The sequence below is a fragment of the Paraburkholderia sp. FT54 genome (genome assembly GCF_031585635.1).
Classification (GTDB): Bacteria; Pseudomonadota; Gammaproteobacteria; order Burkholderiales; family Burkholderiaceae; genus Paraburkholderia.
Genome location: NZ_CP134195.1, coordinates 3570648 through 3595407 on the forward strand (window position 1 = coordinate 3570648; position 24760 = coordinate 3595407).

The following is a 24760-nucleotide window of genomic DNA, read 5'->3' on the forward strand; positions in this document are numbered from 1 at the left end:
CAGACCTGCGGGTGTGCGTTCCGGTAAAATGCGCCGCATGAATATGTCGACCAGCCAGCCCGGCACGGAAATCGGGTACACGTGGCCCATTCGCGTGTACTACGAAGATACCGACGCCGGCGGCATCGTGTTTTACGCGAACTACCTGAAGTTTTTTGAACGGGCGCGCACCGAATGGCTGCGCGTGTGCGGCGTCGACCAGAATCGGCTTGCGGACGAAACGGGCGCGATTTTCGTCGTCCGCAGCACCGCGGTCGATTATCGGGCGCCGGCCCGGCTCGACGACGTGGTCAACGTGATCAGCCGGATCGAGCGTCTCGGCAGAGCATCGGTCGACTTCGTGCAGGAAGCGTGGCGTGACGGCACGCTGCTTGCTACCGGTTCCATCCGGGTCGGCTGCGTGGACCGCATTGCGCTGCGGCCGGCCGCGATTCCTCCGTCAGTACTCGCGGCGTTGCGTCGCGGGCCGGGCGTGAGCGACAGCCACGTGTCAACGGACAATGACTGAACCCCGTTGTTACGGGGCCAGTGAACTCGTAACGATCAAGCAACACAAAGCATGGTTCGGCTTGCAATATCGCCGATGCTTCCGTTTTGCTCACGGCAAGCTTCGAGTGACCTTTCAGCCGGACGCCCCCTTCCGGGACGTTAAAACGAACCTTTATGAACACTACACAAGATCTGTCGATCGTTTCACTCGTACTCAACGCGAGCCTGCTGGCGCAGGCTGTCATGGCTCTGCTGCTGTTGTTGTCGCTGCTGTCGTGGACTTTCATCTTCCGCAAGTGGTTTGCGATCCGCCGGGCGCGCGCGCAAACTGAGCGTTTCGAACGCGATTTCTGGTCGGGCGGCGACCTGCAGGCGCTCTATCAGAGCGCCGCGAACAACCGCCACACGATCGGCGCGCTGGAACGGATTTTCGAGTCCGGCATGCGCGAATTCCTGAAAGGCAAGGAAAAACGCCTGAACGATTCGGGCGCGATTCTCGACGGCGCACGGCGCGCCATGCGTGCCGCGTTCCAGCGTGAAATGGACGTGCTCGAAGCCAATCTCGCGTTTCTCGCGTCGGTCGGCTCGGTCAGCCCGTATATCGGTCTGTTCGGCACGGTGTGGGGGATCATGAATGCGTTCCGCGGCCTCGCCAACGTGCAGCAGGCCACGCTGGCCAACGTCGCGCCGGGCATCGCCGAAGCGCTGACCGCCACCGCGATCGGCCTGTTCGCCGCGATTCCGGCCGTGGTTGCCTACAACCGCTACGCGCACGACATCGACCGTCTGGCAATCCGCTTCGAGACTTTCATCGAAGAGTTCTCGAACATCCTGCAGCGCCAGGCACAGTAAGGAGTCCACGATGGCAGGCTCTCGCTCCTCCAGCATGCGCGGCAGCCGCTCGCGCCGCGCGATGGCCGACATCAACGTCGTGCCGTATATCGACGTGATGCTCGTGCTGCTCGTGATCTTCATGGTGACCGCGCCGCTCGTGGCCCCGTCGATCGTCAATCTGCCGACCGTCGGCGGCGCGGCGCCGCAGCAGCAAACGCCGCCCGTCATCGTGAACATTCGCGCGGACGGCAACATGAGCGTCAAATACAAGGACGATTCGGGTGCGCAGCAGCAGGAGAACATGACGAAGGCCGATCTGAACGGCTTCATCGCCGACCGCGCGCAATCGCATCCTGATCAGCCCGTCGTGATCGCCGCCGACAAGACCGTCAAGTACGAAGTCGTGATGAACGTGATGTCCGAACTGAAAGCTCGTGGCGTCAAGCGCGTTGGATTGCTCGTCAAATCGCAATGATCCGCAAGAATTCCGAATACCCGCTCCAGCCACCGCGTGAACGCGGCACCGGGCGAGCCTTTGCGTTCGCGCTGGTGATGCACGCGCTGCTCGGGTTCTTCCTGTATCACGGCATTCAGTGGCAAAACAGTACGCCCGAGGGCGCGGAAGCAGAGCTGTGGACCGAAGTGCCGGATACGTCGATCCCGCGTCCTGTTCCGCCGCCGCCCGCTCCGGTTGTGGCCCCTCCTCCGCCGGTGCGCGACGAACAGGCAGACATCGCGCTGCAGGAAAAGAAGCGTCAGCAGCAGCAAGCGGCCCGCGAGGCGCAGCTGGCTGAACAGCAACGTCAGCAGAAGCTGCAAGCACAGCAGGAAGCCGACGCGAAGCGTCAGCAACAACTCGCAGCCGACCAGGCCGCGCAACTCGCCGCGCAGAAGGCTGCGGCAGCCAAACAGAAGCAGCAGCAACAACAGCAGGCCGACAAGCTGAAACAACAGCAATTGGCCGAGCAGCAAAAGCAGCAGCAGTTGAAAGAACAGCAGCAGGAACAGCAGAAGCAAGCCGAGGCCGATGCGCAGAAAAAGGCCGACGCGCAGAAGGCAGCGAAGGCCAAGGCGCAAGCCGACGCGGCGGCGCAAGCGAAGAAAGTGGATGCGGAACGTCGCGCACGCCTCGCGCAGATGCAAGGCCTCGCGACCGGCGGCGCCGGCTCGACCACCAGCGATGGGCTCGGAAAGAACGGCACGGGCAGCGGCTCGGGTGGCACGGCGACCTCGCCGGGGTACTCGGACAAGGTGCGTCGTGCGGTGCGTCCGAATATCTCGTGGGGTGGCGAAACAAGCGGCCTGGAGACGGTGGTCTCCGTTCGCTGCTCGCCAACGGGCACCTTGCTTGGCGCAACGATTTCGCGCAGCAGCGGCAACGCGGCTTGGGACGACGCCGCGCTACGGGCCGTCCAGCGTACCGATCCGATGCCTCAGGACATCAATGGCAAGACACCGACCAGCTTCCTGATCACGTTGCGCCCGGCCGGTGCCGGTTGATTCACAGTAGTTTGACAGTCAGTTGACAGCAGACGCGGCGCCCCGCCCACCGGGCGCGCTCGGGAACGAATCAGTTCTTTTCGGGTCTGTCTGCTGTCTTGAAGCGTTAGTAAAACCGTTTTTGGGGAATCCATACAGCATGAGTTTGATGACCAAGCTAGGCCTGCGGACACTTGTAGCGTCGTGCCTGATCGCCGTCGGCGGCGCCGCCCACGCACAACTCAACGTCCTCGTGACAGGCGTCGGGTCCACCCAGTTTCCGATCGCAACGGCGAATTTCGCCAACGAAGCGAACTCGCCACAGCAAGTCAGCACGATCGTGCGGCAGGATCTGCAACGCAGCGGCAAATTCACCAACATCGACGCGGGCTCCACGCCGGTTGCCGAAACGGATTCCGTCGACCTCGGCAGCTGGAAAGCCAAGGGCGCCAACGCGTTCGTGTCGGGCAGCGTGAACCGCCTGCCGAACGGCCAGTACGAAGTGCGCTTCAAGCTGTACGACACGGTCAAGGGCGAAAGCCTCGGCGGCCTCGTGCTGGTGAGCCCCGAAAGCGGCCTGCGCATGAGCGCACACAAGGTCGCGGACTACATCTACGCCAAGCTGATGGGCGGCCGCGGCGTGTTCGCCACGCGCCTGTCGTACGTCATCAAGACGGGCGGCCGCTATCAATTGCAGATTTCCGATTCGGACGGCCAGGACGCGCATATCGCGTTGTCGAGCCCCGAGCCGATCATCTCGCCGGCATGGTCGCCTGACGGCACCAAGGTCGCTTACGTTTCGTTCGAAAAGAAGAAGCCGATCGTCTACATCCACGATCTGCCTACGGGCCGTCGCGTGGTCGTTTCGGACCAGAAGGGCAATAACAGTGCGCCGGCGTGGTCGCCGGACGGACGCACGCTGGCTGTTGCGCTCTCGCGCACCGGCAACACGCAGATTTTCGCCGTCAATGCGGACGGCAGCGGCCTGCGCCGTCTCACGCAAGGCAGCTCGATCGATACCGAACCGTGCTTCTCGCCTGACGGCCAGTCGATCTATTTCACCAGCGACCGTGGCGGCCAACCGCAGATCTACAAGATGTCGGCCCAGGGCGAAAGCGCCGGTCCCGCACAGCGCGTCACGTTCACGGGCAGCTACAACACCAGCCCGCGCGTGAGCCCGGACGGCAAACAGCTCGCTTATATCTCGCGCGTCGGCGGCGGGTTCAAGCTTTATATCCAGGACCTGCAAGGCAACACTGCCACAGGCCTGACGGACACGACACATGACGAATCGCCGAGCTTCGCGGCGAACGGTCAGTACATTCTTTACGCCACACAGGTGAACGGCCGTGGCGTGTTGGCCGCAGTATCGACCGACGGTCGCACTCGGCAGGTCCTGTCCGTTCAGGGCGGCAGCGTACGCGAGCCGTCCTGGGGCCCGTTTATGCAATAACGTTGATGCAATAACACAAGGAGAGTACTCAAATGATGTCAAAACTTCGCTTCGCTTTTGCCGTATTGATGGTTGGTGCGCTGGCCGCATGTCACTCGGGCGTCAAGCTCGACGAAAACGCTAACAAGGGTGGTACGGTTTCGGCACAGCCGAACCCGAACGATGTCGCGACGGTCAATGTCGACCCGCTGAACGATCCGAACAGCCCGCTCGCCAAGCGCAGCATCTACTTCGACTTCGACAGCTACTCGGTTAAAGACGACTATCAATCGCTGCTGCAACAACACGCGCAATACCTGAAGAGCCATCCGCAACGCCACGTCCTGATCCAGGGCAACACCGACGAACGCGGCACCAGCGAGTACAACCTGGCACTCGGCCAGAAGCGTGCTGAAGCTGTGCGCCGTTCGCTGTCGCTGATGGGCGTGACGGACTCGCAAATGGAAGCCGTGAGCCTCGGCAAGGAAAAGCCGCAAGCTACCGGTCATGACGAATCGTCGTGGGCGCAAAACCGCCGCGCCGACCTCGTGTACCAACAGTAAGTAACGGGTGATGAGCCGAATGACGCATCGTTTCTCCTGGCTGCGGTTTGCCGCAGCGGCCTGCGTTGCAGGCACGGCCTTCGCGGCTGTGCCCGCGCATGCGGGCATCTTCGACGACGATCAGGCCCGTCAGGCCATTCTCGATCTGCGTTCGAAGACCGATAGCCTGTCGAGTCAGTTGTCGGCCGCGCAGCGCACGATCCTCGATCAGTCCAACCGTCTCGACCAGTTGAATCAGCAGGTCGCTACGTTGCGCGGACAGAACGAGGACATGGCTAACCAGCTCGCCACGGTGCAAAAGCAGCAAAAGGACTACTACACCGATCTGGACACGCGCCTGAAGAAATTCGAGCCGCAACAGCAGACGGTGGACGGCGTCCAGGGCGAGGTGCAGCCGGGTGAGACCGATTCGTTCAACGCGGCTTCGCAGCAGTTCCGCAATGGCGATTTCAAGAATGCGGCGGCGTCGTTCCGCACCTTCATCGCCAAGTTCCCGAACAGCCCTTACCAGCCGACCGCGCAGTACTGGCTCGGCAACGCGTTGTATGCACTGCGCGACTACAAGGGTTCGACGGCGACCTGGCAGGGTGTGGTGCAGAAATATCCGCAGCATCCGCGTGCGCCGGAAGCGCTGCTGGCGATTGCGAACAATCAGCTCGAGCAAGGTCAGAAGGCCGCGGCCAAGAAGACGCTGGAGCAGATCGTCGCGCAATATGGCGGCTCGGACGTCGCGCAGTCGGCCCAGAGCAAGCTATCGCAGATCAAGTAGTTGTGGTATTGCTCAAGTAGTTGGCAGTAACGCGCAGTGTCCGATGTCATAGCCACGCGCGCCTCTCGCTGGAAAGCCCGGGTAGTGATATCCGGGCTTTTCACTATCTGAAGTGCTGATAGGTCGGACGGCCACGATGGGTTGACAGCTCGGCGAGGTTATCGCTATAATTTCGCTTCTCTTTTGGGTCGTTAGCTCAGCTGGTAGAGCAGCGGACTTTTAATCCGTTGGTCACAGGTTCGAATCCCGTACGGCCTACCAAAAGATTTAAGGGCTTGCACGCGTCAGCGTGCGAGCCCTTTTCATTTCCTTGAGCGCACTTTTTCGCTCAAAGGCTCCGCATTGCGGCGTTGCCGACATGGCCAATGTGGTTTTCAAAACGCCACCTGTTCTCGTACTTCCCCGCTCGGTGCGTCCCTCCGCCTCAGCATGGCGCCGCGGCCACTGCGACTAGCCCCCGTCCGCCCGCGCATTCGACATCCAAAGCCACGTACGAGCACTCGCGGCAATTTATGTCACAATCACATACAATTGTCTGTCCACTGCAAACCGTAGACGAATTAAACCGCGTCCCGCCACAAGAGCTGCCGTTGTTCGAACTCGGGGCTGCCGTGATGGCCGACGCGATCGACCGCGCGAGGCTCGAGCGCATGAATTCCGCCGACAACGGATTGCCCACCGCGGCAACGCTGCTCGAACTGATGGACGTGGGCGTACCCGTGGTCGCTTTGCCCGGTGGGACCGACCGGCTCGTCGCAATGCGGCTCGCGGTTCAGGGCTTGGAACGGGCGCCGGTGGTCAACGACGTGAACACACCGCGGATCGTCGGAATGTATTTCGTGGCGATCTCGTGAAACCGTCGCTCGCTAAGTATGACGAAGAGCATGAGAAGGAGCGCTTCCGACGTCTAGCGCCCGGAGCCGCGAAGCGCCAGCTCTCGCCGGCTCGGTGAACACACGCCTGTCGGACTTGGCAAACAAAACCTCTTGTCAACAGCGCACCGGTCAGGCCGCATTCGGAAGAGCGATCACGCCGCAGGCGCGGCGTGCATAGAATTGGATTGAATTTTAGAAAACCGACGCAGAAATCTACGTTATCAGCTGGGTTATGCTGTCCTCGTAGGCTTTTAACACTTCTTCTACAGGACCAAACATCTTCGCGCACCCCTTCTCCATCCACAAAACTTTATCGCAAGTCTTACGGATAGCTGCGTTGTCATGGAGTGCAAGAACGACAATTTCAGAGCGCTCGTGAAGTTCCGCTAGACGTCGGTTAGCTTTGTCCTTGAAAGAAGCATCCCCAACACCCATGACCTCATCCAAGAGCAAGATCTGAGCATCCACTGCGGTCGATATCGCAAACCCGAGCCGAACCTTCATGCCCGATGAATACGTCCTAATGGGTAGATCCATGAAATCGCCGAGTTCCGAAAACGCTGCTATTTCGTCTTGTTTCTCATTGATTTCATCATCGCTCATACCTAGCAGAAGCCCTCGCAACCGCATGTTTTGCCGCCCCGTCGAGTTCTCATCCATTCCCAAACTTATGTCCAGGAGTGGGACAGATTTCCCTTGAGTTTCGACTATTCCTCCTGTTGGCGGATAGATTCCCGCCATTACTCTCAGAAGAGTAGATTTTCCCGCCCCGTTATGGCCAACCAAGCCGATACGGTCACCAGGCCCGATAGACAAAGTCAGGTCGTTGATTGCTCGAAGAATCACCGTGTCCGGCCGCGTGTCCGCCTCTGCGCTGCGATTCCGCAAATTTGCGATGCGTTTCTTCAGCGAGCGCCCCTGAACGTCGTAGATCGGCAAGTCAAGGGTAGCATTTTTTAATCGAATATAAGCCATCTTTAGACCCAGTACGGAATTCGCTTTGCATATCGTCCAGTGACGAACAGGGCGAAGGACCAACCGACAAGAGCCAGTCCAATACCCACGGCCCAAGTTACTTCGCTCGGAAAATTTCCGGTTAGCGGATCTCGAACAAGACTCATCATGTACGTCAGCGGATTGTAGTCAACAACCCATTTAAAACGGGTCAACGAACTTGGCTTATAAATAATTGGTGTGACATAAAAAGCAACCTGGATCATTGCAGCGATTATCTGCGGCAAATCCCGAAATCTTGCAGACACGAGTGCGACAACCATTGCTATCCAGGTAGCATTCAGCAAAAAAAGTACGAAACCAGGAAAAAATAGCAAGAGTGCCTGATAGTCTTTGACGCCGAAAATCACCAGCATCCCGATTACTATGAGCAAATTGTGGGCGAAAATGATGATGTTGCGCCAAACCGCTTGAAGTATGAACACTGTCCTTGGTGTGGCAATCTGGCGTATATAGGTCGCGCTTGATATATATGCAAGCGTCCCTTCCGTAACAATCTGGGAAAACATCGTCCAGAAAATAATGCTCACCGCCAAAAACGGAAGGTATTCGCCCATTTTTTGGCCGAACAGCGTACCGTAGACCAACCCGATCGAGGTAATCATTACTGCGGTGCTAATTGTCAACCAAAACGGTCCGATGCGAGACCGGGCATATCGTTGCCGAATTTCGAGCCATCCGAGTAGCATCCAGAGGCGCCATCTAATCAAGCTCGCGCATAGATCATTTATTGCAAAGTACATTGGCGTAGTGTCGTTTAATATTTACGGAGGCGTTTCGCTAGAGCTTTTCGCCTAGAGGCGCACGCCACCCAAGGACGACATTGTAGCGTACCGAGGTTGGGCTGGCCTTCGCACTCCGTACCGGGCTGGTTTACTTTCTTTTTTTTCCCGACACCCATGCGACCCCGCCCACAGACAGTTCGTCGGGAGCCTCGGCGTGTTCGCGGGCCTGCTGGCTCACGGCCCGGCTATCGCCCCAAAGCGCGATTGCAGGAATTGTGCTGCGTTCCTCGATCGCTCCCGGCGATGCAGGAAGGACCGGTCAAATAGAGAGCCGGCAGCACTCCGGGGGCTGCCAATGATAATCGGTGCAGCCGGGCAAGGCGCCGCGCAAGCAGCGTTATCGGCGTGTCGCAAATAGCTCTGGCCCCAGCCGCTGGCGCTGGGGTTGGCAAACCAGGTCCTAACCTATCGACCCGCTTGTCGCAGTGCCGGAACTGGCGCTGTGAACACCGGCGGATACAGAAGCAGTAGCGCATTGCCGGGCCGGTCGAATGCTGGCAGCAATTCTTCTGCCGAGTTGGTTTAGCCTGCGTTCAAACATGTACCAGCTCGCTTCCGCAAACGCCACCGTTGTGATCGTCAGGATGACCCATAGAGGCACATACGACAATATCCCGTAGTACAAGTGTCCATAATTATCTCGAAGGTAGTCCCAAAGGACCAGGACGGAAAAATGCCAAACGTATATTCCATAGCTAATTTTTCCCAGATGGACGAGTATTCGGTGGGAAAAAATCCTGTTTGAAACCGAATTTTTAAAAACAAGAGTACCTATCAATCCGGCGACAAATAAATCATTGAGCGATGGGTGTAGTCCACTTGTATGCTGATCAGTGATCCTGGCGACAACCGAATTTATAAAAATCGCGAGCCCAATAAAAATTAGCGAATACACGACTGACTTAAAATACGCTTTACTGCTCGCCCAAAATAATAGCCCCCCGAGCACAAATGTGTCCGCATTCCACGGCAGCAGTGACCCGGGATGGACATAGGCAACATTCCAGACGAGCAGAATTCTAGTGGCGCATGCTACGATAAATGACAAACACAGCGCCCACGGAATATTCTTCCTTGTCAGCAACAGAATTATGGGATATATGATGTAAAACTGCATTTCCACGCCAAGCGTCCAAAAATGCAGCAAATAAGGGAAGAACTTGCCAGTCAATGCAGTATAGAAATTTGCAGAAAATAATAAGTTGTAGTAGAGAAAATGATTGTCGAGCGGGATCTTGGAAAGAAAATAGACCATGAATATGGCTACGTAAGCAAGAGGTATCAATCTAAACATTCTTGCTATCCAAAACTCTCCCAGATAACGGAACGGATGGTTTTCCGAAGTTGAATTTTCGACTATCGATTTGGTGATAACAAATCCGCTCAAAACAAAGAATATATGGACCCCGTAAGTTCCCCAATCGATGCCGAGATTTCTTGCTATTGAATCTGGTGCGTAGTGAAAAATCATGACAAGCGCCACGGCCAATGTCCGTAGCCCGTCAAGGGAGGAGATATGATGTTGTGTCTCTGTCTTTATCATTTCCGTCGCGCACAGCTCAGATTAATCAAATTGCGCGCGATTGTATCGTAAGATTTGGTAAGGAGTTGGAGCGCCCTGCCGTCGGTCGACGGAGGCCGCCAGTGCAGCGCGCCGCGCACAGCTAAACTGGCAGTCCAAGGTCGGGGCGATTGTGGCTTCTGATCTCGGCATCGCCGCGGCCGACAACGTAACCGCGAAGCTTCCCAAGTATGTCCACGAACAGCTCCCGCAGCTCGGCAATTCCGAGGCAAACTCGCCATAAACAAGCGAAAGCTGCTGCACTCGTCGATGCAGCCCGGGCGAAAGCGCCTCCCCTTACCGCAGCCCGTTCAGGATGGCGCGGAGTCTCACTTGTCCACGCAACATGCGCGCCGCGACTCGCAGCGGCCGCGTAAGCTGCCACGATTTCGATTTCGAAATGCGGTCGATCAGATGCCGAACCTGAGCAAGCTCCTGCTCGAGATGTACTTTCTCCGCCAAGAGGCGCTGTTGCTGAGGTGCGATACTGATGGCATGCGATGGCAGTGACAACATCTGCGAAGTGCCGGGCGAGTTCAACAGATGCGAGACCATTTCGCTCATCGAGCGATCCCATTTGGTGCGATCCATCTCCGTTACGGTGTTACCGGAGTTGCGCAGCGAGATGCCGACGTAGAGCTTGTCGACGACCACCGGGAAGCATTTGAGCGAAAGCAGCGTGTTGAGGATCGTCATGAAGTCTTCGTAGTAAGTGACGGTCTCATACACGCGCGGTGGAATGGCAAGCAGAGCGCCCCGCTCGAAAACGACACCGCAGAACGGAGAATGATTCTGCCCGGACAATGACAGAAGAAATCGCTGCGAAGAGAAGAAGTGCCCTTCGACCGAACGATACAAGTGGACATCACTACCCGTGCCCGGCGCAACAGGTTTTTCGCTGAAATGCTGGCAGTCGAGAAAGACCATCGCGCCGCTTGGCGCCGCACTGATGGCAAGGCTGAGGCGTTCAGCTTCGTTCGGAAAAAGCCAGTCGTCGTCGTCGACAAACCAGAAATAGTCGGCGTCGATGTTCTCTGCCGCGAATCGCACTAGCTGGTAACGCGTGTCGCTACCGTGCGGCAAGTCCGCTTCCAGAACCACAGTGCGGCGCTTGACATCCTCAGGTGCGGCGTTTTTGCGATCGGTAACAATGAAACTGCGGAAGCTGGTCGAAGCCCCTGCGGACGCAACGAAGGCATCGATCGTGTCGAGCGTACGATTGAGGAGGTCCAGTCGGGAAAATTGTGTCCGTGTGACGATGGCCACTGTCTTCACTGGGCGCCCGCTGACGGCCTGTCTAAGACTGTCAAGTTCGAGTTCCACACGTCCCCGCATCATTCGACTCGCAAGATCGAAGCGCGCCTCTGTCACGCCGTTGAGCGTCTGTATGCGCCGGTTCTGTACGGCACTTGTGAGGTAGTGTTTGAATGCTTCAGAGTCTTTCGCACGATCGAATTCGCCCTGGTTGCCACGGCTTCCATGCCAGCAGGCAAGCTGCGGAGCAACATATACGCCCAGACCGGCGCGCACGGTTTCAATGCTGAGGATAATGTCGTAGAGCTGAAAGCCGTCAAATGTCGGAAGACGCAGCTGGCGCGCGCGCATGGCTTTCACGTTTAGCAGCATGACGTTTCCGTCGATGGACTGCGCCGGCAGGATCTCCGATGCCAGGTTCGGTCCGCCATGCGGATCGCTCAGATAGCGAACTACGTTTGTCCCTGCGTAACCGACCTTCACGGACAAGACTGCAGCGTTACCGACGAGTCCCCAATTGGGCCAGCTTGCGTTGAGTTCGGCAATCAGTTCATCCACTCGAACGCCAAAATCGCCGCTAAGGAACACATCGTCGTGAACCACGCAGGCATAGTCTTCCGGGCACGCGTCGATCAACTCCTGCAGGAGACTGAAATAGGACCGCTGCCCCGTCTTGACAACGATCCGCGAGCGCAGATGTGAATGACTCTCGAGAAAGGCTTCGCCGTGCTTGTCTGATCGTGCAACTACGTGAATCATTCCGTCCTCAATTCGTGGAAACGGTTCAGGCCAAGGATTTTCACCTGTTTGTGGGAGCGTCCCACATAACCGGTGGGCACGCGATCCTGGCAATTGTTTAAGTACTCTCCGATCGCGACTTCACTGAGATCGCGGTCGGGAAATGCGCGCAGCATCTCGATGGCCCGTCGCTCACCATCGTTCCCAAAAAACTTCTTTGAAATGATCAGAAAATTCCTGAGGCCGAGATACTGTTCCGCAGAGACGAGGTCGCCGCGATAAAACCGTCCGCCGCTGAAATGCGTCACCGTGGCGCCCGGCTCGTAAAGCACTGAATAGCCATTCAACCAAGCCTGCCAGGACAGATCCACATCCTCGATATACAGAAAATATTCTTCCGCCATTCCCTCCACTCGATCGTAAAACGAGGAGTCGATAAGGCAGAACGCTCCGCTTGCCCAAGGCGTCTCGAGCGACAACGGATCAAATTCTTTCGGGTGTTCGAACGGCCATTGACGCCCTTCGACGATGCCGATGCGATCGCCGCCAGCCTGTTTCCGCCGAATCAGGGCGTCGATTGAACCGGGTTGCGGAATGCAGTCCGGGTTGATAATGACGAAATGTTCAGAGGGCTTGCTGGTTGCGAAAAGAAGATTGTGATTTTCCGCGAAGCCGGTTTTCTGGGTTGCAGTATTGGCCACATCAACGATCTCGACGCCGTCTTCCACGGTCGAAGTTTTCAGACGCGAAGCACTAGTCGGATCAAAGTTGATGGTAAAAAGCCGGATCGGCCGCTCTGTGCTTCGCTTCAGCGCAGGTATAAAGCATTCAGTCAAATGCTTTACATGCGAGCTTCCGTAGACGCATTGAATGTGTATCGGCGGCGTACTCAAATTAATCCTCAGAGATTCCTGACTAGGTAGAGTCTGTGACTGGCAAAAAAACGAATGCTCTCGTATGAGCCATGGGCTTGTGAAAGCGACACCCGCCTGGCAAGCTGCGCCATCACAGACGGTCAAAAGGTGCGGTCAAATCCACAACCTTGCCTTTCGACCTTTCTGCAACGCCAAGCCAAGTGGCTCAGGCTGGATCTCCGAAGCGCGGCAACAGTCCTTGAGGAATGTGCGGCAACAGTCCTTCTGCGGTATTTTGCTGCCCCAACGACCCCACGTCTTTGACACGGATGATGTGAACTGTGTCTTTGACGATGGAATGAAGGATGTTCGCGCTGACCGTTTCAATATTCCACGACCAATCTTCTACGCCGAACCCAGTCTTTCTTTCGATGGCTCTGTAAGGGTAGCGCAGGTGCAGATCTCGGGACGCAAAGACGTTCGCAGACCAGACATTGTCGATAAACAATGTATTGGAGTCGAACTTCGGATGGTCACTTGAGTAATGGAAGAAATGGAATGAATTGGCCGCTGCGTTTGGAACGGCCGACATCGAGTGTCTGTCGAAATCCGAAGCATAAAAATAATAAAGCATCTCCGGATGCCATATCGTTTCTTTTGGAGCTTCAGAGGCCATCGCAGATGCATGAGCCCGGTGAAGCCAGTCAGCGCCCCACAGGTCATCACCGTCTAGGAACGCCAGGTACTCGCCTTGCGCAGCCGCGACACCGGCGTTACGCGCGTGCCCGAGGTCGCCAAACGAGACTTCCTTCACCGTATCCAGCCACGCTCCGCGCGAAGAGACAATCTCTCGCGTAAGCGCGTCAGCGTTGTCCAGAACAGCTTGTGCCTCAACTCTCAGCCCGCGCGCTTTGGCTGACTCAACCATATCGCGCAGGCTGGCGAGAGCCGGAAGAGCGTATGCGCCTTCCCGATGAAATACCACTGTCGCTGTAATATCAAACATCACGTCCACCGAAAATTGCCTTGACCGCGTCCAAATACACATCAGACGCGTGCGTTTCAAGCGCCTGATCGCGGGCGCGTGTGACCATCTCCACCGTCGCGACCGGCGATAGATCGATGATCGCATCTAGTGCCGAGGAGAAGAGCCGTGCGGTAGCTTCGCTCGAATCGTCGTGCGTAACGTAGATCGCTGCTTTCTCGCTGAAGGTCCCGCGAAGGCCCCCAACGTCCGCAAGCACGAGAGGAATTGCGTGCTGACTCATTTCGAGAACGACATTTGGCATGCCTTCGAAGAGACTTGTAAAGACAAAGCCGTCGTACTCCGAAAAACTATGCGTTGCAACGTTCTCCAGCACACCATGATGGATCAGGTTCAGCCCGGTCAGACCCAACTCGGCCAGACTTCCGTCCACGGGGCCAAACAGATGAAACTCGTCGGACGGTCTCAGCCTGGCCAGATGGGCCAGAACTTCCGTGCCCTTGAACCGCTCGATTCGCGACACCCATACCCATTTGTGCGGACGAAACGCATGCGAGGCCAATTGACGCCTTGCTTCCACCCGCTCGAGGAAAATCGGCTCTTCTACCGAGTCCACCTTGGCTGACAGCTTCACGACTGGGTGCTCAGACAAACCGCTCCACATTTTTCCCATCAAAGCGGCCATCGGCCCGTTGTCTGTCAGGGTAGTAGCGAAAGGCATGGTCTTGTGCGGGAACCGAGCCCCGTAAGGTGCGCCCAGCGCATTGATACCGTGACTGAAATAGGTACAGAAGATCTTGCTGTTCTGCGAAAGTCCACGACCAAATCTCGACACAGCATCGAGCCCAAGGCGGCTGTTATTCACTACTATGGTATTGGCAAAGAGTGCGCTGAGCGCCCGCGCAAAATACACCGGGTTCGCGTGGCCAGGGCCAAACACATCGGGCCAGAACAAAACTCGTGCTTTTGTCAGCGGGGCGAGAATCGAGAGCTTTTCCCAATCTCCCGCAGCCTGCCTGGTATGCTCGGTGACGATGACCAGAATAGGACCGCGGCCCGCTTCCTGTAGCGCACCCACGAGGTCCGAAACATATTTTTCCGCGCCGCCCGCGCATAAAAAAGGCGTGATGAGCACGACATCGGGACGCTCTTGGACGGCAGAGAAAATGCTCTGGACGTCGGCATCGTTCCGCGCCATCAAGTCAATCGCGTCAAACTCTCGCAATCCGGCGATTGCGTTCGCGCCCGGCGCCACCACAGCGCCATCGTGTTGGGACTGAGCCAGAATCTGCGACAAAATGGAATCGCTCATCCGCTTCATGCACACTGAAACCGACGTGCCGCGCCACTTGAATCGCAGCACCGGGCTCACGGTGCGTCTTTCAGCACGCTCGCCGATCGCTACCATGATTCTGGGCGACAGCATCCGTCCCTGCCAGATTCCCGAATCGAGCCAATGCTCAACCGGATCCACCCCAGCGCGCCGCACATCCTCGTAGGCTGCCAGATAAACCTCACGATCCATCTGCTGCTTCACAAAAATCGCAAAGCTTTCGTCGCTGTCTGGCTCCGTGACGTGGGGAACGTCTTGCGCCCCAGTCCCGGCACATACCTCGGGCTCTTCGACAACCTCTCTTGGCGCAATCGAGATACTGTTGCCTTTCCACTTGAAGTGTTGTGCCTCTGCCTCGATCTTGACGACGAGGTCAGCCGAGGGGCTCCGTCCCTCCAACGCTCCATGATTGAGATAATGGGCGAGGGGGTCAGATCCATCCTCACGGACATCCGGATTCGACGCCAGATAAAATTCTTCGTCGAAGTTATCAACTGCAAACTGGAGAAACTGAAGCTCGGCCGCGGGTGGCTCATATTCCAGCCCGGGTACGTCGGTTTCCTTTGCCGTGTTCTCACGTTCCACGATCGAAACCTGAACGCCCTTCCATTCGAATTTGCGCTTCTGCCCTTCTGCTTCCGCCGGAGGGTCCACATTCAGGACGACTATCGTATTTTCCGACAGTGGACGGGTTTCAAAAACGCCATGGTTCAGCCAGTGATCGACAGGATCGACACCCGCCTCTGCAACGTCCGGGTTCGAGCGGAGATATTCCTCGTGATTGAATACCTGATGCACATATTGTTCTAGCGTCAACGCCTCCGAACGACTCAAATCGGTCGGGGTATGGCGTCTTTGCCGATTGACCAGTCGACTCAACCGGCCGGTAAGAGGCACATTCATAACTAATTCCGGATTCGCGTGATTTTTGCGGACAGACTGCGTTCGTGGCGCGAGCCGTATCCGACGAAAGCCATCACTCCTTCCCCTAGACCAACGTCGTGCTCAACGCGAACGGAAGGGTAGCAGAAATCGGCCTATTTGTAAGGGCGTGTAACGCACGCAAACGATTTCGAGTGCTTTGTGTGGTTTATTAACATATAATGCGCGGTCGAGTTGTCGCCATGTACTTTGCTGTATCGGTCCCGCGCTACCCTGTATGCTGAAAGTCCTGTTCACATCGTTCAATCGACGCTCCCTGTCTCACTGGCTGCCGCTCGCGGAGACCATTCGTCGTCGCGGGGGCGGATGTGACTTCATGCTATTTCCGAGGGAAGTGGACCCGGATTCCGCCGGGCTAAATGCGCCGGAGATCAAGGAATTTACGGTTTTAAGCCTGCCGATAGGTCATGACTTCAACTTTGTCGGAGACGACGAGGACCATAGCCGGGTACAGGTCATCAATGCGTGCGCGTCCGGAGACTATGACGCAATCTTGATGACCACATGCGTGGGCGGCCCCGAACTGCACCTCAAAAAGTGGATCAGACCGCATCAACCGCGCATAAAATTCATCGGGCTGCAACATGGTTTCGTGCAGACATGGTCCTACTACGAATCGCTATTCCCGTCATTCGATTGCTTCGGGGTTTTTGGCGCCGGATTTGCCGAGCGATTTTCTTTGCAATATCAGGCGGACGTGCTGACCATGGCGTTGCCGCAACTTGATGTCGCGAGGGCGGCGCATACGGGCGGCGCCGGCGTACTGTTTGCGCTGCAACTCGATCTGAACGTCGCCACTGTTCGCGATCTTGCGCGCGAAGTGGAATCACTGAGCGGGATGCCTGTCATCTTGCGTCCACATCCCGAGCACCTGCGGTTATACGATGAACTGCGTGATGATTTCGCATTTTCCGAGCAATCGGAATCGGCGAACGAGGCGATTGCCAAGGCAGATGCACTGGTCACATCAGGCAGCACGATTGCCATTCAGGCCCTTGCCGCCGGACTGCCTACAGCTGTCATCGACCATCTGCGCGGGTCGGATTACTCGGACTTTGGAATCGTGGCTGACAGCATCACCGGCGCCGATGTGGTGAGCGTGCTCGAAGCCCAGCAGATGCCCACTCAGAAGAAGCTAATCGGCACCCAAATGAAGCGGCACACGGGTGAGGCCGGCGTCAGAGTATTGTCTGCCTACGCCGCATTGCTTCGCTCGGTGAGGCCGCATGGCTGGCGCGACGAAGTCTTCCACACGAATAAAGCCATCCTTTCAAAAAATACCCGCTAGCGAACTGTCGCGACGGTCGTCGTCAATCGGGTATGCGCGTGCGTGAGCGCGCTGCTGCGCGGCGGATTGATTCGACCCAGCCACATGACTCGAACTCACCCCGCACCGGCCTCAGCACAGCGCGCAATTGTGTTTCGACTGCCTTCGACACCGGCGCATCCAACGGCGGCCCCTTCCTCTCGGCACCCGGAACCCACACCGCAACCGCCGCGATCACAAAACACAAAAGAAGAACAGGAGTGCCCGTTAGGGACGTCTTACGAAAGGGGTCAAAGACAAAACGACGACAGCATCATATCCATGCAGGCGCCTGGGGCGTCCGGCAGCGATCGATCTGCAGCCGCGAAGAGATCCAGCTGCCGCTTGCGCGGTTCGGGTCGGGTCTCAGCAAAGCGTTAAAAAGGCTAACGAATCAGAAACGCCGAATGTCCGGATGCGGACATGCGACACGACAATAGAAAAATCCCTGCACCATTAAAATATCGTACGGCGGTTTTCCATTCATCCGCCAATTGGCATGCTCAGAATTTTTCTCCGAACGCGCCATCTAAAGCAAAATCATGAAGCGTTTTGCGATATCGCCACCATTACAATGACGCGCATAAAAAGGAGTACTTCAATATCCGACCGAGGACTCCGGAAAGATCACCCTCGTTAGTTTTCCGAACCAGCTGACGTTACCCACCACCATTCCCGACGACGCGATCAGAATTTTCCAGTACCCAATCCCGCAAGCACGAACAGGAAACAACGAACTCCGAACCAAATATTTATTGAGACACAAAGACGTGCAATGATCTGCGCCGATTCAGCGAACCAAGCTGCGACTCTGCGTGAGCAGACGCTTTGGCAACGCCACAACCCCTGCGCTTTTCATTCCGCCAACATGACCAACTTCCTGTTCGACCTGTTCTGGAACCTGGCTCTGCTTGCCTTCGTGCTGGCCGCCTGTCACATGTGCAACCGCTTCATCCCTGGCGCGTCACTCAACGGTTCGCATATATTCACCGCGTTGGCATCGGTCGCATTGCTGCTCGATGCCGCGCTAACCTTTCTGGTGTTCGCCGATTCGCAGAACCGCTACGGCCAGTTCAGCACCTCCACTGCGTTCTTCGAGCGCGGCTGCGCGTATCTGCTCGCCATTGCCGCCGCCCTCACGTGTCGCCGTGTAGCGCGCCGCTCAAAAGTTGGTGCCAGCGAAACGCTCGGCATCCACACTTCACCCTATTCGAAATCGGACCTGCCGATGTAAGGCGCAGCGATCGTCTCCCATCGAACACGTCCGCCAAATCGCCTCTCTTTCCCGCCAGACAAGCCACATGAGCAACGGGAACGGTCCTTGCGAACGGACCCGCCGTCGCCTATAACTTCCGAAGACCGCGTGTTATCCCGAGTGTTACCGTTTGCGCCCGTCGTCGGGCATTTGCCGCTGTATTGCACCACCGCTGTTCAATCAGTCGAAGGCAACTCACCCAACGAGGAACATCTTGGATCTCGAAACCGTACGCGTCTTCATCATGACCCGAGGTATCGACCTCGGCACCAAGGTTGTCGGGGCGATCGTCCTGTGGATCGTCGGCCGATGGCTCATCGGCCTGATCACCGGCTTTCTGCGCAAGATGCTGGCGCGCAACGGCCGCGTCGATCCCACGCTAGCGCATTATCTCGGCTCGATTCTCGGCGCACTGCTGAACCTGCTGCTGATCCTCGCGATCCTGCAGGTGTTCGGTGTACAGACAACTTCGTTCGCCGCCCTGCTCGCCGGCTTTGGCCTCGCGATCGGCACCGCCTGGGGCGGCCTGCTTGCCCACTTCGCGGCGGGCGTCTTCATGCAGGTGCTGCGGCCGTTCAAGGTCGGCGATTTCGTCACGGCGGGCGGCGTCACCGGCACGGTCTCGGAGTTGGGCCTGTTCGGCACGACCATCGTGACGCCGGACAACGTGACGACTATCGTCGGCAACAACAAGATCTTTTCCGACACGATCTCGAACTACAGCATCCTGCCGGTGCGGCGCGTCGAACTGACGGCGAAAATCGCCAACGGCGTCGATCCAACCGACGCGATGAACCGGTTGAAAACGGCCGTCACGCAGATTCCGAACGTAGCTGAGAGTCCCGCGCCTGACATCGAAGTGCTGAGCTTCACGCCGGAAGGCCCGCTGCTTTGCGTGCGGCCTTACGCGCACAACGAGCACTACTGGCAGGTCTACTTCGACACCAATCGCGCGATCATCCAGACCTTCAAGGAAGCCGGCTACCCGACGCCGGAAACACCGCTGGCGCCGCGGGCGGTGACCTGAGCATTGTTGTGCGACGCGGACGTCTCGAGTCGTCAATTGTTAAACCCACGAGATTCAGAAGTACCAAACGAAAACGGCGTCGCGAGATTCGCGACGCCGTTTTTTCATCTGGCTAGCTCTGCCAGTAAAACATCAGCGGTTGCTCGCATTTGACGTGTTCTTGCGCATCATCTTCCACAACGCACCGAGCACGACCGGCACGATCGCCGCGCCGATACCCACCAGCACGATCACATTCAGATACTGACGGATAAACGGAATGTTGCCGAAGAAATAACCGAGCAACGTCAGCAGCAGCACCCAGAAAAACGCGCCGGCAAAATTGAACAACTGGAACCGGCTTACCGTCATTTCGGATGCACCCGCAACGAACGGCGCGAAAGTCCGCACCACCGGAATGAAACGCGCGAGCACGATGGTCTTGCCGCCATGCTTCTCATAGAAGTTGTGCGTCTTTTGCAGCGCGCTGCGATCGAGAAAGCGTTCGAGAAAAGGAATATGCGAATTGAACACCCGCGGCCCGATGGCCCGCCCGATCATATAGTTGACGGTATTGCCGCCGATGGCCGCCACGAGCAGCAACACGATCAGCAAACCAATGTTCATCTCACCAGTCGCGCAAAAAGCGCCACCGATGAACAGCAGCGAATCGCCCGGCAGAAACGGCAGGATCACGAGCCCCGTTTCGCAGAACACGATCAGAAACAGCACCGCGTAGACCCAGGCGCCGTATACGTGAATAAAGTCTCCGAGGAACTTGTCGATGTGCAAGACAAGGTTGACGAAATGTAGCAACGTGTCCAAAGAGAATCCTTTATTAAGCGAATATGACGGTGGCGAAAACAGCCGTATCGGCTGGCTGTTAGCGATGGCGGCAAGCGCTCACTCGCGCCGCAAATTGACCGCGTCATGATACAGAAAGTGCCCGGCCGCAATTAAAAATCTCCCGCGCGTGAGTGCGCTTGCGCGCGTTACGGGCTTGCCGCGCCGAATCGCTATAATTTCGCCATGTCCGAATTCTCCGAAACGCCTGCCGGCCTCGACGCCGCGGCCGCGATGTCCGCCGCCGCGCCCGTCCCACGCCCGTTACGCGCGATCCAGCCCCTTCCCGATCAGTTGATCAGCCAGATCGCAGCCGGCGAAGTGGTCGAGCGGCCCGCCTCGGTCGTCAAGGAACTGCTGGAAAATGCCCTCGACGCGGGCGCGCAGTCGCTGCGCATCCTGCTCGACGAAGGCGGCGTCAAACGCATCTCCATCACCGACGACGGCTGCGGCATTCCCGAGAACGAACTCGCGCTAGCGTTAATGCGCCACGCCACCAGCAAAATCCGCTCGCTTGCCGAACTGGAAGCGGTCGCTACGCTGGGGTTCCGTGGCGAGGCGCTGGCCTCGATCGCCTCAGTCGCGCAGATGACCATCACGAGCCGCACGGCCGATGCGGCGCACGCGGTGCGCGTAGACGCGCAGACTGGTGTGCTGAGCCCGGCGGCCGGCACCCAGGGCACCACGATCGAAGTCCGCGAGTTGTATTTCAACACACCGGCGCGCCGCAAGTTTCTGAAGAGCGAGCAGACCGAACTCGGCCATTGTCTCGAACAGATTCGCCGCGCCGCGCTGGCGCGGCCGGATGTCGCGATTTCGGTGCTGCATAACGGCAAGGCCGTCGAACACTGGAACGCCAGCGAACCGCCGGTGCGCGTCGCGAAGATTCTCGGCGACACGTTCGCCACCGCCCATCTGCCACTCGATGAATCCGCCGGACCGCTGGCCGTCTACGGATGCGCCGGTCTGCCGACCGCGAGCCGCGGCCGTGCCGATCAGCAGTATTTCTTCGTCAACGGCCGCTTTGTGCGCGACAAGCTGCTCACGCACGCCGTGCGCGCCGCTTATGAAGACGTGCTGCACGGCGAGCGCTATCCCTCTTACGTGCTGTTTCTCGATCTGCCGCCAGAAGCGGTCGATGTGAACGTGCATCCGTCCAAGATCGAAGTGCGGTTTCGCGATTCGCGCTCCATCCACCAGTTCGTCTTCCACGCCGTGCAGCGTGCGCTGGCGCGGCATGCGGGCGCATCGCCGGAAACGACGGCAGGCGGGCATGCGGCGCATCTGGAGCCGTCGGTTGGCGGACCGGCTTCGTTCGGCGCAACGCCGCTGGGTGGCGCGGGCGTCGGCGGCTTCGGTGCAAGCGGCATCGGCAGCTTTGGCGCGGGCAGCGGCGCAGGCGGCCTCGGTGGCGGCTTGGGTGGAGCATCAGCGAGCGGCTTCGGCTCGTCGTCGCAGGCGGGCAATACCTGGATGCGCCAGGCGCGCATGACGCAGGGCACGCTGCCGGTTGCGCAACCGCTTGCGTTTTACGACGCGCTCTTCGGCCGCAAAGATACCAACGCCGGCACGGCGGAAGGCGCCACGCTTTTCGAGGCGCGCGACTCGGCCGCCGAATCGCCGTCGCCGTACAACGCGTCCGCGCCCTACCCGACGCCCGCCTTCCATGCCGCCGACGAGCAACCGCTAGGCTTCGCGCTCGGCCAGATCCATGGCATCTATGTGCTGGCGCAGAACGCGCACGGTCTGGTGATCGTCGACATGCACGCCGCGCACGAGCGCATTCTGTACGAGCAGTTCAAGAACGCGCTGGCCGATCGCACGATTGCCGTGCAGCCGCTGCTGATTCCGCAGTCGATGCAGGCCGACCCGGTCGAAATCGGCACGGTGGAAGAAGAGCGCGACACGCTCGACGCGCTCGGCTTCGACCTCGCCGTGCTGTCGCCGACCACGCTCGCGATCCGCGCCGTGCCTGCGTTGCTGAAAGACGCCGATCTGCAGGCGCTGGCGCGCGCGGTCCTCTCCGACCTGCACGCGTTCGGCGGCTCACGCGTGTTGACCGAGCGTCAGCACGAGTTGCTCGGCACGCTCGCCTGCCATCACGCGGTACGCGCGAACCGGCGTCTGACGCTCGATGAAATGAACGCACTGCTGCGTCAGATGGAAGCCACCGAGCGCGCCGATCAATGCAATCACGGGCGTCCCACGTGGTATCAGTTGACGTTGTCCGATCTCGATCGGCTGTTCATGCGTGGTCAGTGACGTGACGCTGCTTCGACTCGCAACCGCTTGCCCATGGCCGCGCGCATGACCTCGCGCACGCCCACGCCGGTCCCGTGCCTGCTCGGCCCGACCGCATCTGGCAAAACCGCTGCCGCGTTGGCGCTCGCCGCACGGCGCCCGGTGGAAATCATCAGTGTCGATTCGGCACTGGTCTATCGCGAGATGGATATCGGCACCGCCAAGCCGACCGCCGAGGAGCGCGCGGTGGCGCCGCATCATCTGATCGATATCGTCGATCCGACCGACGTCTATTCCGCCGCGCAATTTCGCGCCGACACCGTGCGGCTAACCGGCGAGATCCATGCGCGCGGGCGTCTGCCGTTGCTGGTCGGCGGGACCATGCTGTACTACAAGGCGCTCACGCAAGGGCTCAGCGACCTGCCCAGCGCCGACGCGGACGTTCGCGCCACGCTCGACGCCGACGCCGCATGCGAGGGCTGGCCCGCCATGCATGCGCGGCTTGCCGCGATCGATCCCGTCACGGCTGCACGCCTGGCGCCGAACGATTCGCAGCGGATTCAGCGGGCGCTCGAAGTGTTCATGCTGACCGGACAGGCCATGTCCGCCTTGCTGGCCGCACCCGCTCGACAGGATGACGCCGCTGCGGCGTGGCGCTTCGTGCCGATTGCGCTGGAACCATCCGATCGCAGCGTGCTCCATGCGCGCATCGAGAAGCGCTTCGATGCGATGCTGGCCGGTGGTTTCGTCGATGAAGTGGTGAAGTTGCGTGACCGCGGCGACTTATCGCCTGAGATGCCGTCCATGCGTTGCGTGGGCTACCGGCAAGTCTGGGAGTATCTGGATGGTGCGGTCGATTATTCGACCATGCGCGACAAGGGCGTCTTTGCGACCCGGCAGTTGTGCAAGCGGCAGCTCACATGGCTGCGGAGCATGACAGAGCGGGTGGTGGTGGACTGCTGCGATCCGCACGCGACGGCGCGGGTACTTGAAGCGATTGAAGGGTTGCTTTGAAATTGCGAAGCTATGAAACTCGCGCGGCGCCGACTATTCGCACACCGCGCGGGTTCCAACGGCCTTTAGACCACTACAGTCTGAGCTTCGCCGGCCGCGCTTTCGCGAATCACGCCGATCTTCCAAACCTGCTCGCCTGCAGCCGAGAGCAGACCGATCGCCGCATCGGCATCCGCGGCGGACACGACCACGGCCATGCCGATACCGCAGTTGAACACGCGATGCATTTCCGCATCCGCCACGCCGCCGTGCTTTTGCAGCCACGAGAACAGCGGCGGCAACGGCCAGCCGCGATGATCCAGCTCAGCCGTCAGGCCTTCACGCAACACGCGCGGAATATTTTCGACCAGGCCACCACCGGTGATGTGCGCCATGCCTTTGACGGCGATCTGCTGCATCAGCGCCAGCAGCGGCTTCACATAAATATGCGTGGGCGCCATCAGCGCGTCGGCGAGGGTGCGGCCGTCGAAATCCGCATTCAGATCAGGCTGCGCGCGCTCGATGATCTTGCGCACCAGCGAAAAACCGTTCGAATGGATGCCACTCGAAGCCAGACCCAGCACGACGTCGCCGGGGGCGATCGTGCTGCCGTCGATAATCTTGCTCTTTTCCACTGCGCCGACCGCGAAACCGGCCAGATCGTATTCGCCGTCCGGGTACATGCCCGGCATTTCCGCCGTCTCACCGCCGATCAGCGCGCAACCCGACAGTTGGCAGCCATACGCGATGCCCTTCACGACCGTTGCCGCCGTGCCGACGTCCAGCTTGCCGCAAGCGAAATAGTCGAGGAAGAACAGCGGCTCGGCGCCCTGCACGAGAATGTCGTTGACGCTCATCGCCACCAGATCCTGGCCGACGGTGTCGTGTTTGTTCAGCTGAAAAGCGAGGCGCAGTTTGGTGCCGACGCCGTCGGTGCCGGACACCAGCACCGGCTCCTTGTACTTCTTGGGCACTTCGAACAGCGCGCCGAACCCGCCGATGCCGCCCAGCACGCCGTCGCGCATCGTCTTTTTGGCAAAGGGCTTGATGGCGTCGACAAGGGCGTCGCCCGCGTCGATGTCCACGCCGGCGTCGCGATACGACAGACCTTGGGCCGAATCAGTTGAATTCGGGGCGGATTTCGGTTGATTCATGGGGAAGAGCTCGAAGGTCGGTAAAATGCGATTTTACCCGATGCCGGCCGACTGG

At 58.6% G+C, this 24760-nt stretch carries 22 protein-coding genes and 1 tRNA gene; 14 read left to right on the top strand and 9 right to left on the bottom strand.

Annotated elements, in window-relative coordinates; genetic code table 11:
- Positions 1-28 precede the first annotated feature (28 nt).
- From ybgC to RI103_RS39660, 9 genes are all read left to right on the top strand, one after another.
- Entirely contained in the window at positions 29-508 is a 480-nt protein-coding gene (gene ybgC / locus RI103_RS16450; RefSeq protein WP_310812983.1) for a tol-pal system-associated acyl-CoA thioesterase, read from the top strand.
- 155 nt (positions 509-663) lie between these two features.
- Complete coding sequence (gene tolQ, locus RI103_RS16455) at positions 664-1341, top strand: protein TolQ (protein WP_012431821.1); 678 nt, start codon at positions 664-666, stop codon at positions 1339-1341.
- Positions 1342-1351: 10 nt separating this feature from the next.
- Entirely contained in the window at positions 1352-1798 is a 447-nt protein-coding gene (tolR, locus tag RI103_RS16460; RefSeq protein WP_012431820.1) for a protein TolR, read from the top strand.
- Positions 1795-2823 (top strand): cell envelope integrity protein TolA, encoded by a 1029-nt coding sequence (gene tolA / locus RI103_RS16465; RefSeq protein WP_310812984.1) that lies wholly within the window; start codon positions 1795-1797, stop codon positions 2821-2823. The genes tolR and tolA overlap by 4 nt, the downstream gene beginning before the upstream one ends.
- A gap of 139 nt (positions 2824-2962) precedes the next feature.
- Positions 2963-4255, top strand: coding sequence for a Tol-Pal system beta propeller repeat protein TolB (tolB, locus tag RI103_RS16470; RefSeq protein ID WP_310812985.1), 1293 nt, complete (start codon positions 2963-2965; stop codon positions 4253-4255).
- Positions 4256-4287: 32 nt separating this feature from the next.
- Positions 4288-4797 carry a peptidoglycan-associated lipoprotein Pal gene (pal, locus tag RI103_RS16475; protein ID WP_012431817.1) on the top strand — a complete coding sequence of 170 codons (510 nt, stop codon included), beginning with the start codon at positions 4288-4290 and terminating at the stop codon, positions 4795-4797.
- 19 nt (positions 4798-4816) lie between these two features.
- Positions 4817-5566, top strand: a complete 750-nt coding sequence (ybgF, locus tag RI103_RS16480; RefSeq protein ID WP_041758249.1) for a tol-pal system protein YbgF — start codon at positions 4817-4819, stop codon at positions 5564-5566.
- A 185-nt stretch (positions 5567-5751) separates the two neighbouring features.
- A tRNA-Lys gene (locus RI103_RS16485) sits at positions 5752-5827 on the top strand.
- A 329-nt stretch (positions 5828-6156) separates the two neighbouring features.
- Complete coding sequence (locus RI103_RS39660) at positions 6157-6420, top strand: hypothetical protein (RefSeq protein ID WP_409076950.1); 264 nt, start codon at positions 6157-6159, stop codon at positions 6418-6420.
- A gap of 234 nt (positions 6421-6654) precedes the next feature.
- Here the strand turns inward: RI103_RS39660 and RI103_RS16495 are convergent, their stop codons facing one another.
- The 7 genes from RI103_RS16495 to RI103_RS16525 form a co-directional block, all read right to left on the bottom strand.
- The gene (locus tag RI103_RS16495) at positions 6655-7416 is read right to left on the bottom strand and encodes an ABC transporter ATP-binding protein (protein WP_310812986.1); all 762 of its coding nucleotides are present in this window, start codon (positions 7414-7416) and stop codon (positions 6655-6657) included.
- A 2-nt stretch (positions 7417-7418) separates the two neighbouring features.
- Positions 7419-8198: an ABC transporter permease gene (locus RI103_RS16500; protein ID WP_310812987.1), complete on the bottom strand. Its 780-nt coding sequence runs from the start codon at positions 8196-8198 to the stop codon at positions 7419-7421.
- 442 nt (positions 8199-8640) lie between these two features.
- Entirely contained in the window at positions 8641-9711 is a 1071-nt protein-coding gene (locus RI103_RS16505; protein ID WP_310812988.1) for an acyltransferase, read from the bottom strand.
- Between the two features lie 387 nt (positions 9712-10098).
- Entirely contained in the window at positions 10099-11814 is a 1716-nt protein-coding gene (locus tag RI103_RS16510; RefSeq protein WP_310812989.1) for a glycosyltransferase family A protein, read from the bottom strand.
- Positions 11811-12521 carry a hypothetical protein gene (locus RI103_RS16515; RefSeq protein ID WP_310812990.1) on the bottom strand — a complete coding sequence of 237 codons (711 nt, stop codon included), beginning with the start codon at positions 12519-12521 and terminating at the stop codon, positions 11811-11813. The genes RI103_RS16510 and RI103_RS16515 overlap by 4 nt, the downstream gene beginning before the upstream one ends.
- A gap of 352 nt (positions 12522-12873) precedes the next feature.
- A complete protein-coding gene (locus RI103_RS16520; RefSeq protein WP_310812991.1) occupies positions 12874-13653 on the bottom strand; it encodes a glycosyltransferase family A protein in 780 nt (259 codons plus the stop codon).
- Positions 13646-15868, bottom strand: a complete 2223-nt coding sequence (locus RI103_RS16525) for a glycosyltransferase (RefSeq protein WP_310812992.1) — start codon at positions 15866-15868, stop codon at positions 13646-13648. Before RI103_RS16525 ends, RI103_RS16520 begins: the two co-directional genes overlap by 8 nt.
- Positions 15869-16124: 256 nt before the next feature.
- On the opposite strand from RI103_RS16525, the gene RI103_RS16530 reads away from it, so the two are divergent.
- The 3 genes from RI103_RS16530 (at position 16125) to RI103_RS16540 (ending at position 19495) form a co-directional block, all read left to right on the top strand.
- A complete protein-coding gene (locus tag RI103_RS16530; protein ID WP_310812993.1) occupies positions 16125-17195 on the top strand; it encodes a hypothetical protein in 1071 nt (356 codons plus the stop codon).
- Positions 17196-17988: 793 nt separating this feature from the next.
- On the top strand, positions 17989-18447 hold the full coding sequence (locus tag RI103_RS16535; RefSeq protein WP_310812994.1) for a hypothetical protein: 459 nt from the start codon (positions 17989-17991) through the stop codon (positions 18445-18447).
- 235 nt (positions 18448-18682) lie between these two features.
- On the top strand, positions 18683-19495 hold the full coding sequence (locus RI103_RS16540) for a mechanosensitive ion channel family protein (protein ID WP_310812995.1): 813 nt from the start codon (positions 18683-18685) through the stop codon (positions 19493-19495).
- Between the two features lie 132 nt (positions 19496-19627).
- Here the strand turns inward: RI103_RS16540 and RI103_RS16545 are convergent, their stop codons facing one another.
- Positions 19628-20299, bottom strand: coding sequence for a DedA family protein (locus RI103_RS16545; protein WP_310812996.1), 672 nt, complete (start codon positions 20297-20299; stop codon positions 19628-19630).
- 204 nt (positions 20300-20503) lie between these two features.
- Between RI103_RS16545 and mutL the strand changes: the two genes are divergently transcribed.
- On the top strand, positions 20504-22579 hold the full coding sequence (gene mutL, locus RI103_RS16550) for a DNA mismatch repair endonuclease MutL (RefSeq protein WP_310812997.1): 2076 nt from the start codon (positions 20504-20506) through the stop codon (positions 22577-22579).
- Between the two features lie 45 nt (positions 22580-22624).
- Positions 22625-23572 carry a tRNA (adenosine(37)-N6)-dimethylallyltransferase MiaA gene (gene miaA / locus RI103_RS16555; RefSeq protein WP_310812998.1) on the top strand — a complete coding sequence of 316 codons (948 nt, stop codon included), beginning with the start codon at positions 22625-22627 and terminating at the stop codon, positions 23570-23572.
- A 65-nt stretch (positions 23573-23637) separates the two neighbouring features.
- On the opposite strand, the gene purM is transcribed toward miaA, so the two are convergent.
- Positions 23638-24705: a phosphoribosylformylglycinamidine cyclo-ligase gene (gene purM / locus RI103_RS16560; RefSeq protein WP_310812999.1), complete on the bottom strand. Its 1068-nt coding sequence runs from the start codon at positions 24703-24705 to the stop codon at positions 23638-23640.
- Positions 24706-24760 lie beyond the last annotated feature (55 nt).

Bases quoted from the DNA above. Each gene is read 5' to 3' on its own strand.
- RI103_RS16535 (WP_310812994.1), top strand. From the start codon at position 17,989: ATGATCTGCGCCGATTCAGCGAACCAAGCTGCGACTCTGCGTGAGCAG.
- tolQ (WP_012431821.1), top strand. From the start codon at position 664: ATGAACACTACACAAGATCTGTCGATCGTTTCACTCGTACTCAACGCG.
- tolA (WP_310812984.1), top strand. From the start codon at position 1,795: ATGATCCGCAAGAATTCCGAATACCCGCTCCAGCCACCGCGTGAACGC.
- pal (WP_012431817.1), top strand. From the start codon at position 4,288: ATGATGTCAAAACTTCGCTTCGCTTTTGCCGTATTGATGGTTGGTGCG.
- purM (WP_310812999.1), bottom strand. From the start codon at position 24,705: ATGAATCAACCGAAATCCGCCCCGAATTCAACTGATTCGGCCCAAGGT.
- RI103_RS16520 (WP_310812991.1), bottom strand. From the start codon at position 13,653: ATGTTTGATATTACAGCGACAGTGGTATTTCATCGGGAAGGCGCATAC.
- RI103_RS16510 (WP_310812989.1), bottom strand. From the start codon at position 11,814: ATGATTCACGTAGTTGCACGATCAGACAAGCACGGCGAAGCCTTTCTC.
- RI103_RS16505 (WP_310812988.1), bottom strand. From the start codon at position 9,711: ATGATTTTTCACTACGCACCAGATTCAATAGCAAGAAATCTCGGCATC.
- mutL (WP_310812997.1), top strand. From the start codon at position 20,504: ATGTCCGAATTCTCCGAAACGCCTGCCGGCCTCGACGCCGCGGCCGCG.
- RI103_RS16530 (WP_310812993.1), top strand. From the start codon at position 16,125: ATGCTGAAAGTCCTGTTCACATCGTTCAATCGACGCTCCCTGTCTCAC.
- RI103_RS16495 (WP_310812986.1), bottom strand. From the start codon at position 7,416: ATGGCTTATATTCGATTAAAAAATGCTACCCTTGACTTGCCGATCTAC.
- ybgC (WP_310812983.1), top strand. From the start codon at position 29: ATGCGCCGCATGAATATGTCGACCAGCCAGCCCGGCACGGAAATCGGG.
- RI103_RS16525 (WP_310812992.1), bottom strand. From the start codon at position 15,868: ATGAATGTGCCTCTTACCGGCCGGTTGAGTCGACTGGTCAATCGGCAA.
- miaA (WP_310812998.1), top strand. From the start codon at position 22,625: ATGACCTCGCGCACGCCCACGCCGGTCCCGTGCCTGCTCGGCCCGACC.
- tolB (WP_310812985.1), top strand. From the start codon at position 2,963: ATGAGTTTGATGACCAAGCTAGGCCTGCGGACACTTGTAGCGTCGTGC.
- RI103_RS16500 (WP_310812987.1), bottom strand. From the start codon at position 8,198: ATGTACTTTGCAATAAATGATCTATGCGCGAGCTTGATTAGATGGCGC.
- tolR (WP_012431820.1), top strand. From the start codon at position 1,352: ATGGCAGGCTCTCGCTCCTCCAGCATGCGCGGCAGCCGCTCGCGCCGC.
- ybgF (WP_041758249.1), top strand. From the start codon at position 4,817: ATGACGCATCGTTTCTCCTGGCTGCGGTTTGCCGCAGCGGCCTGCGTT.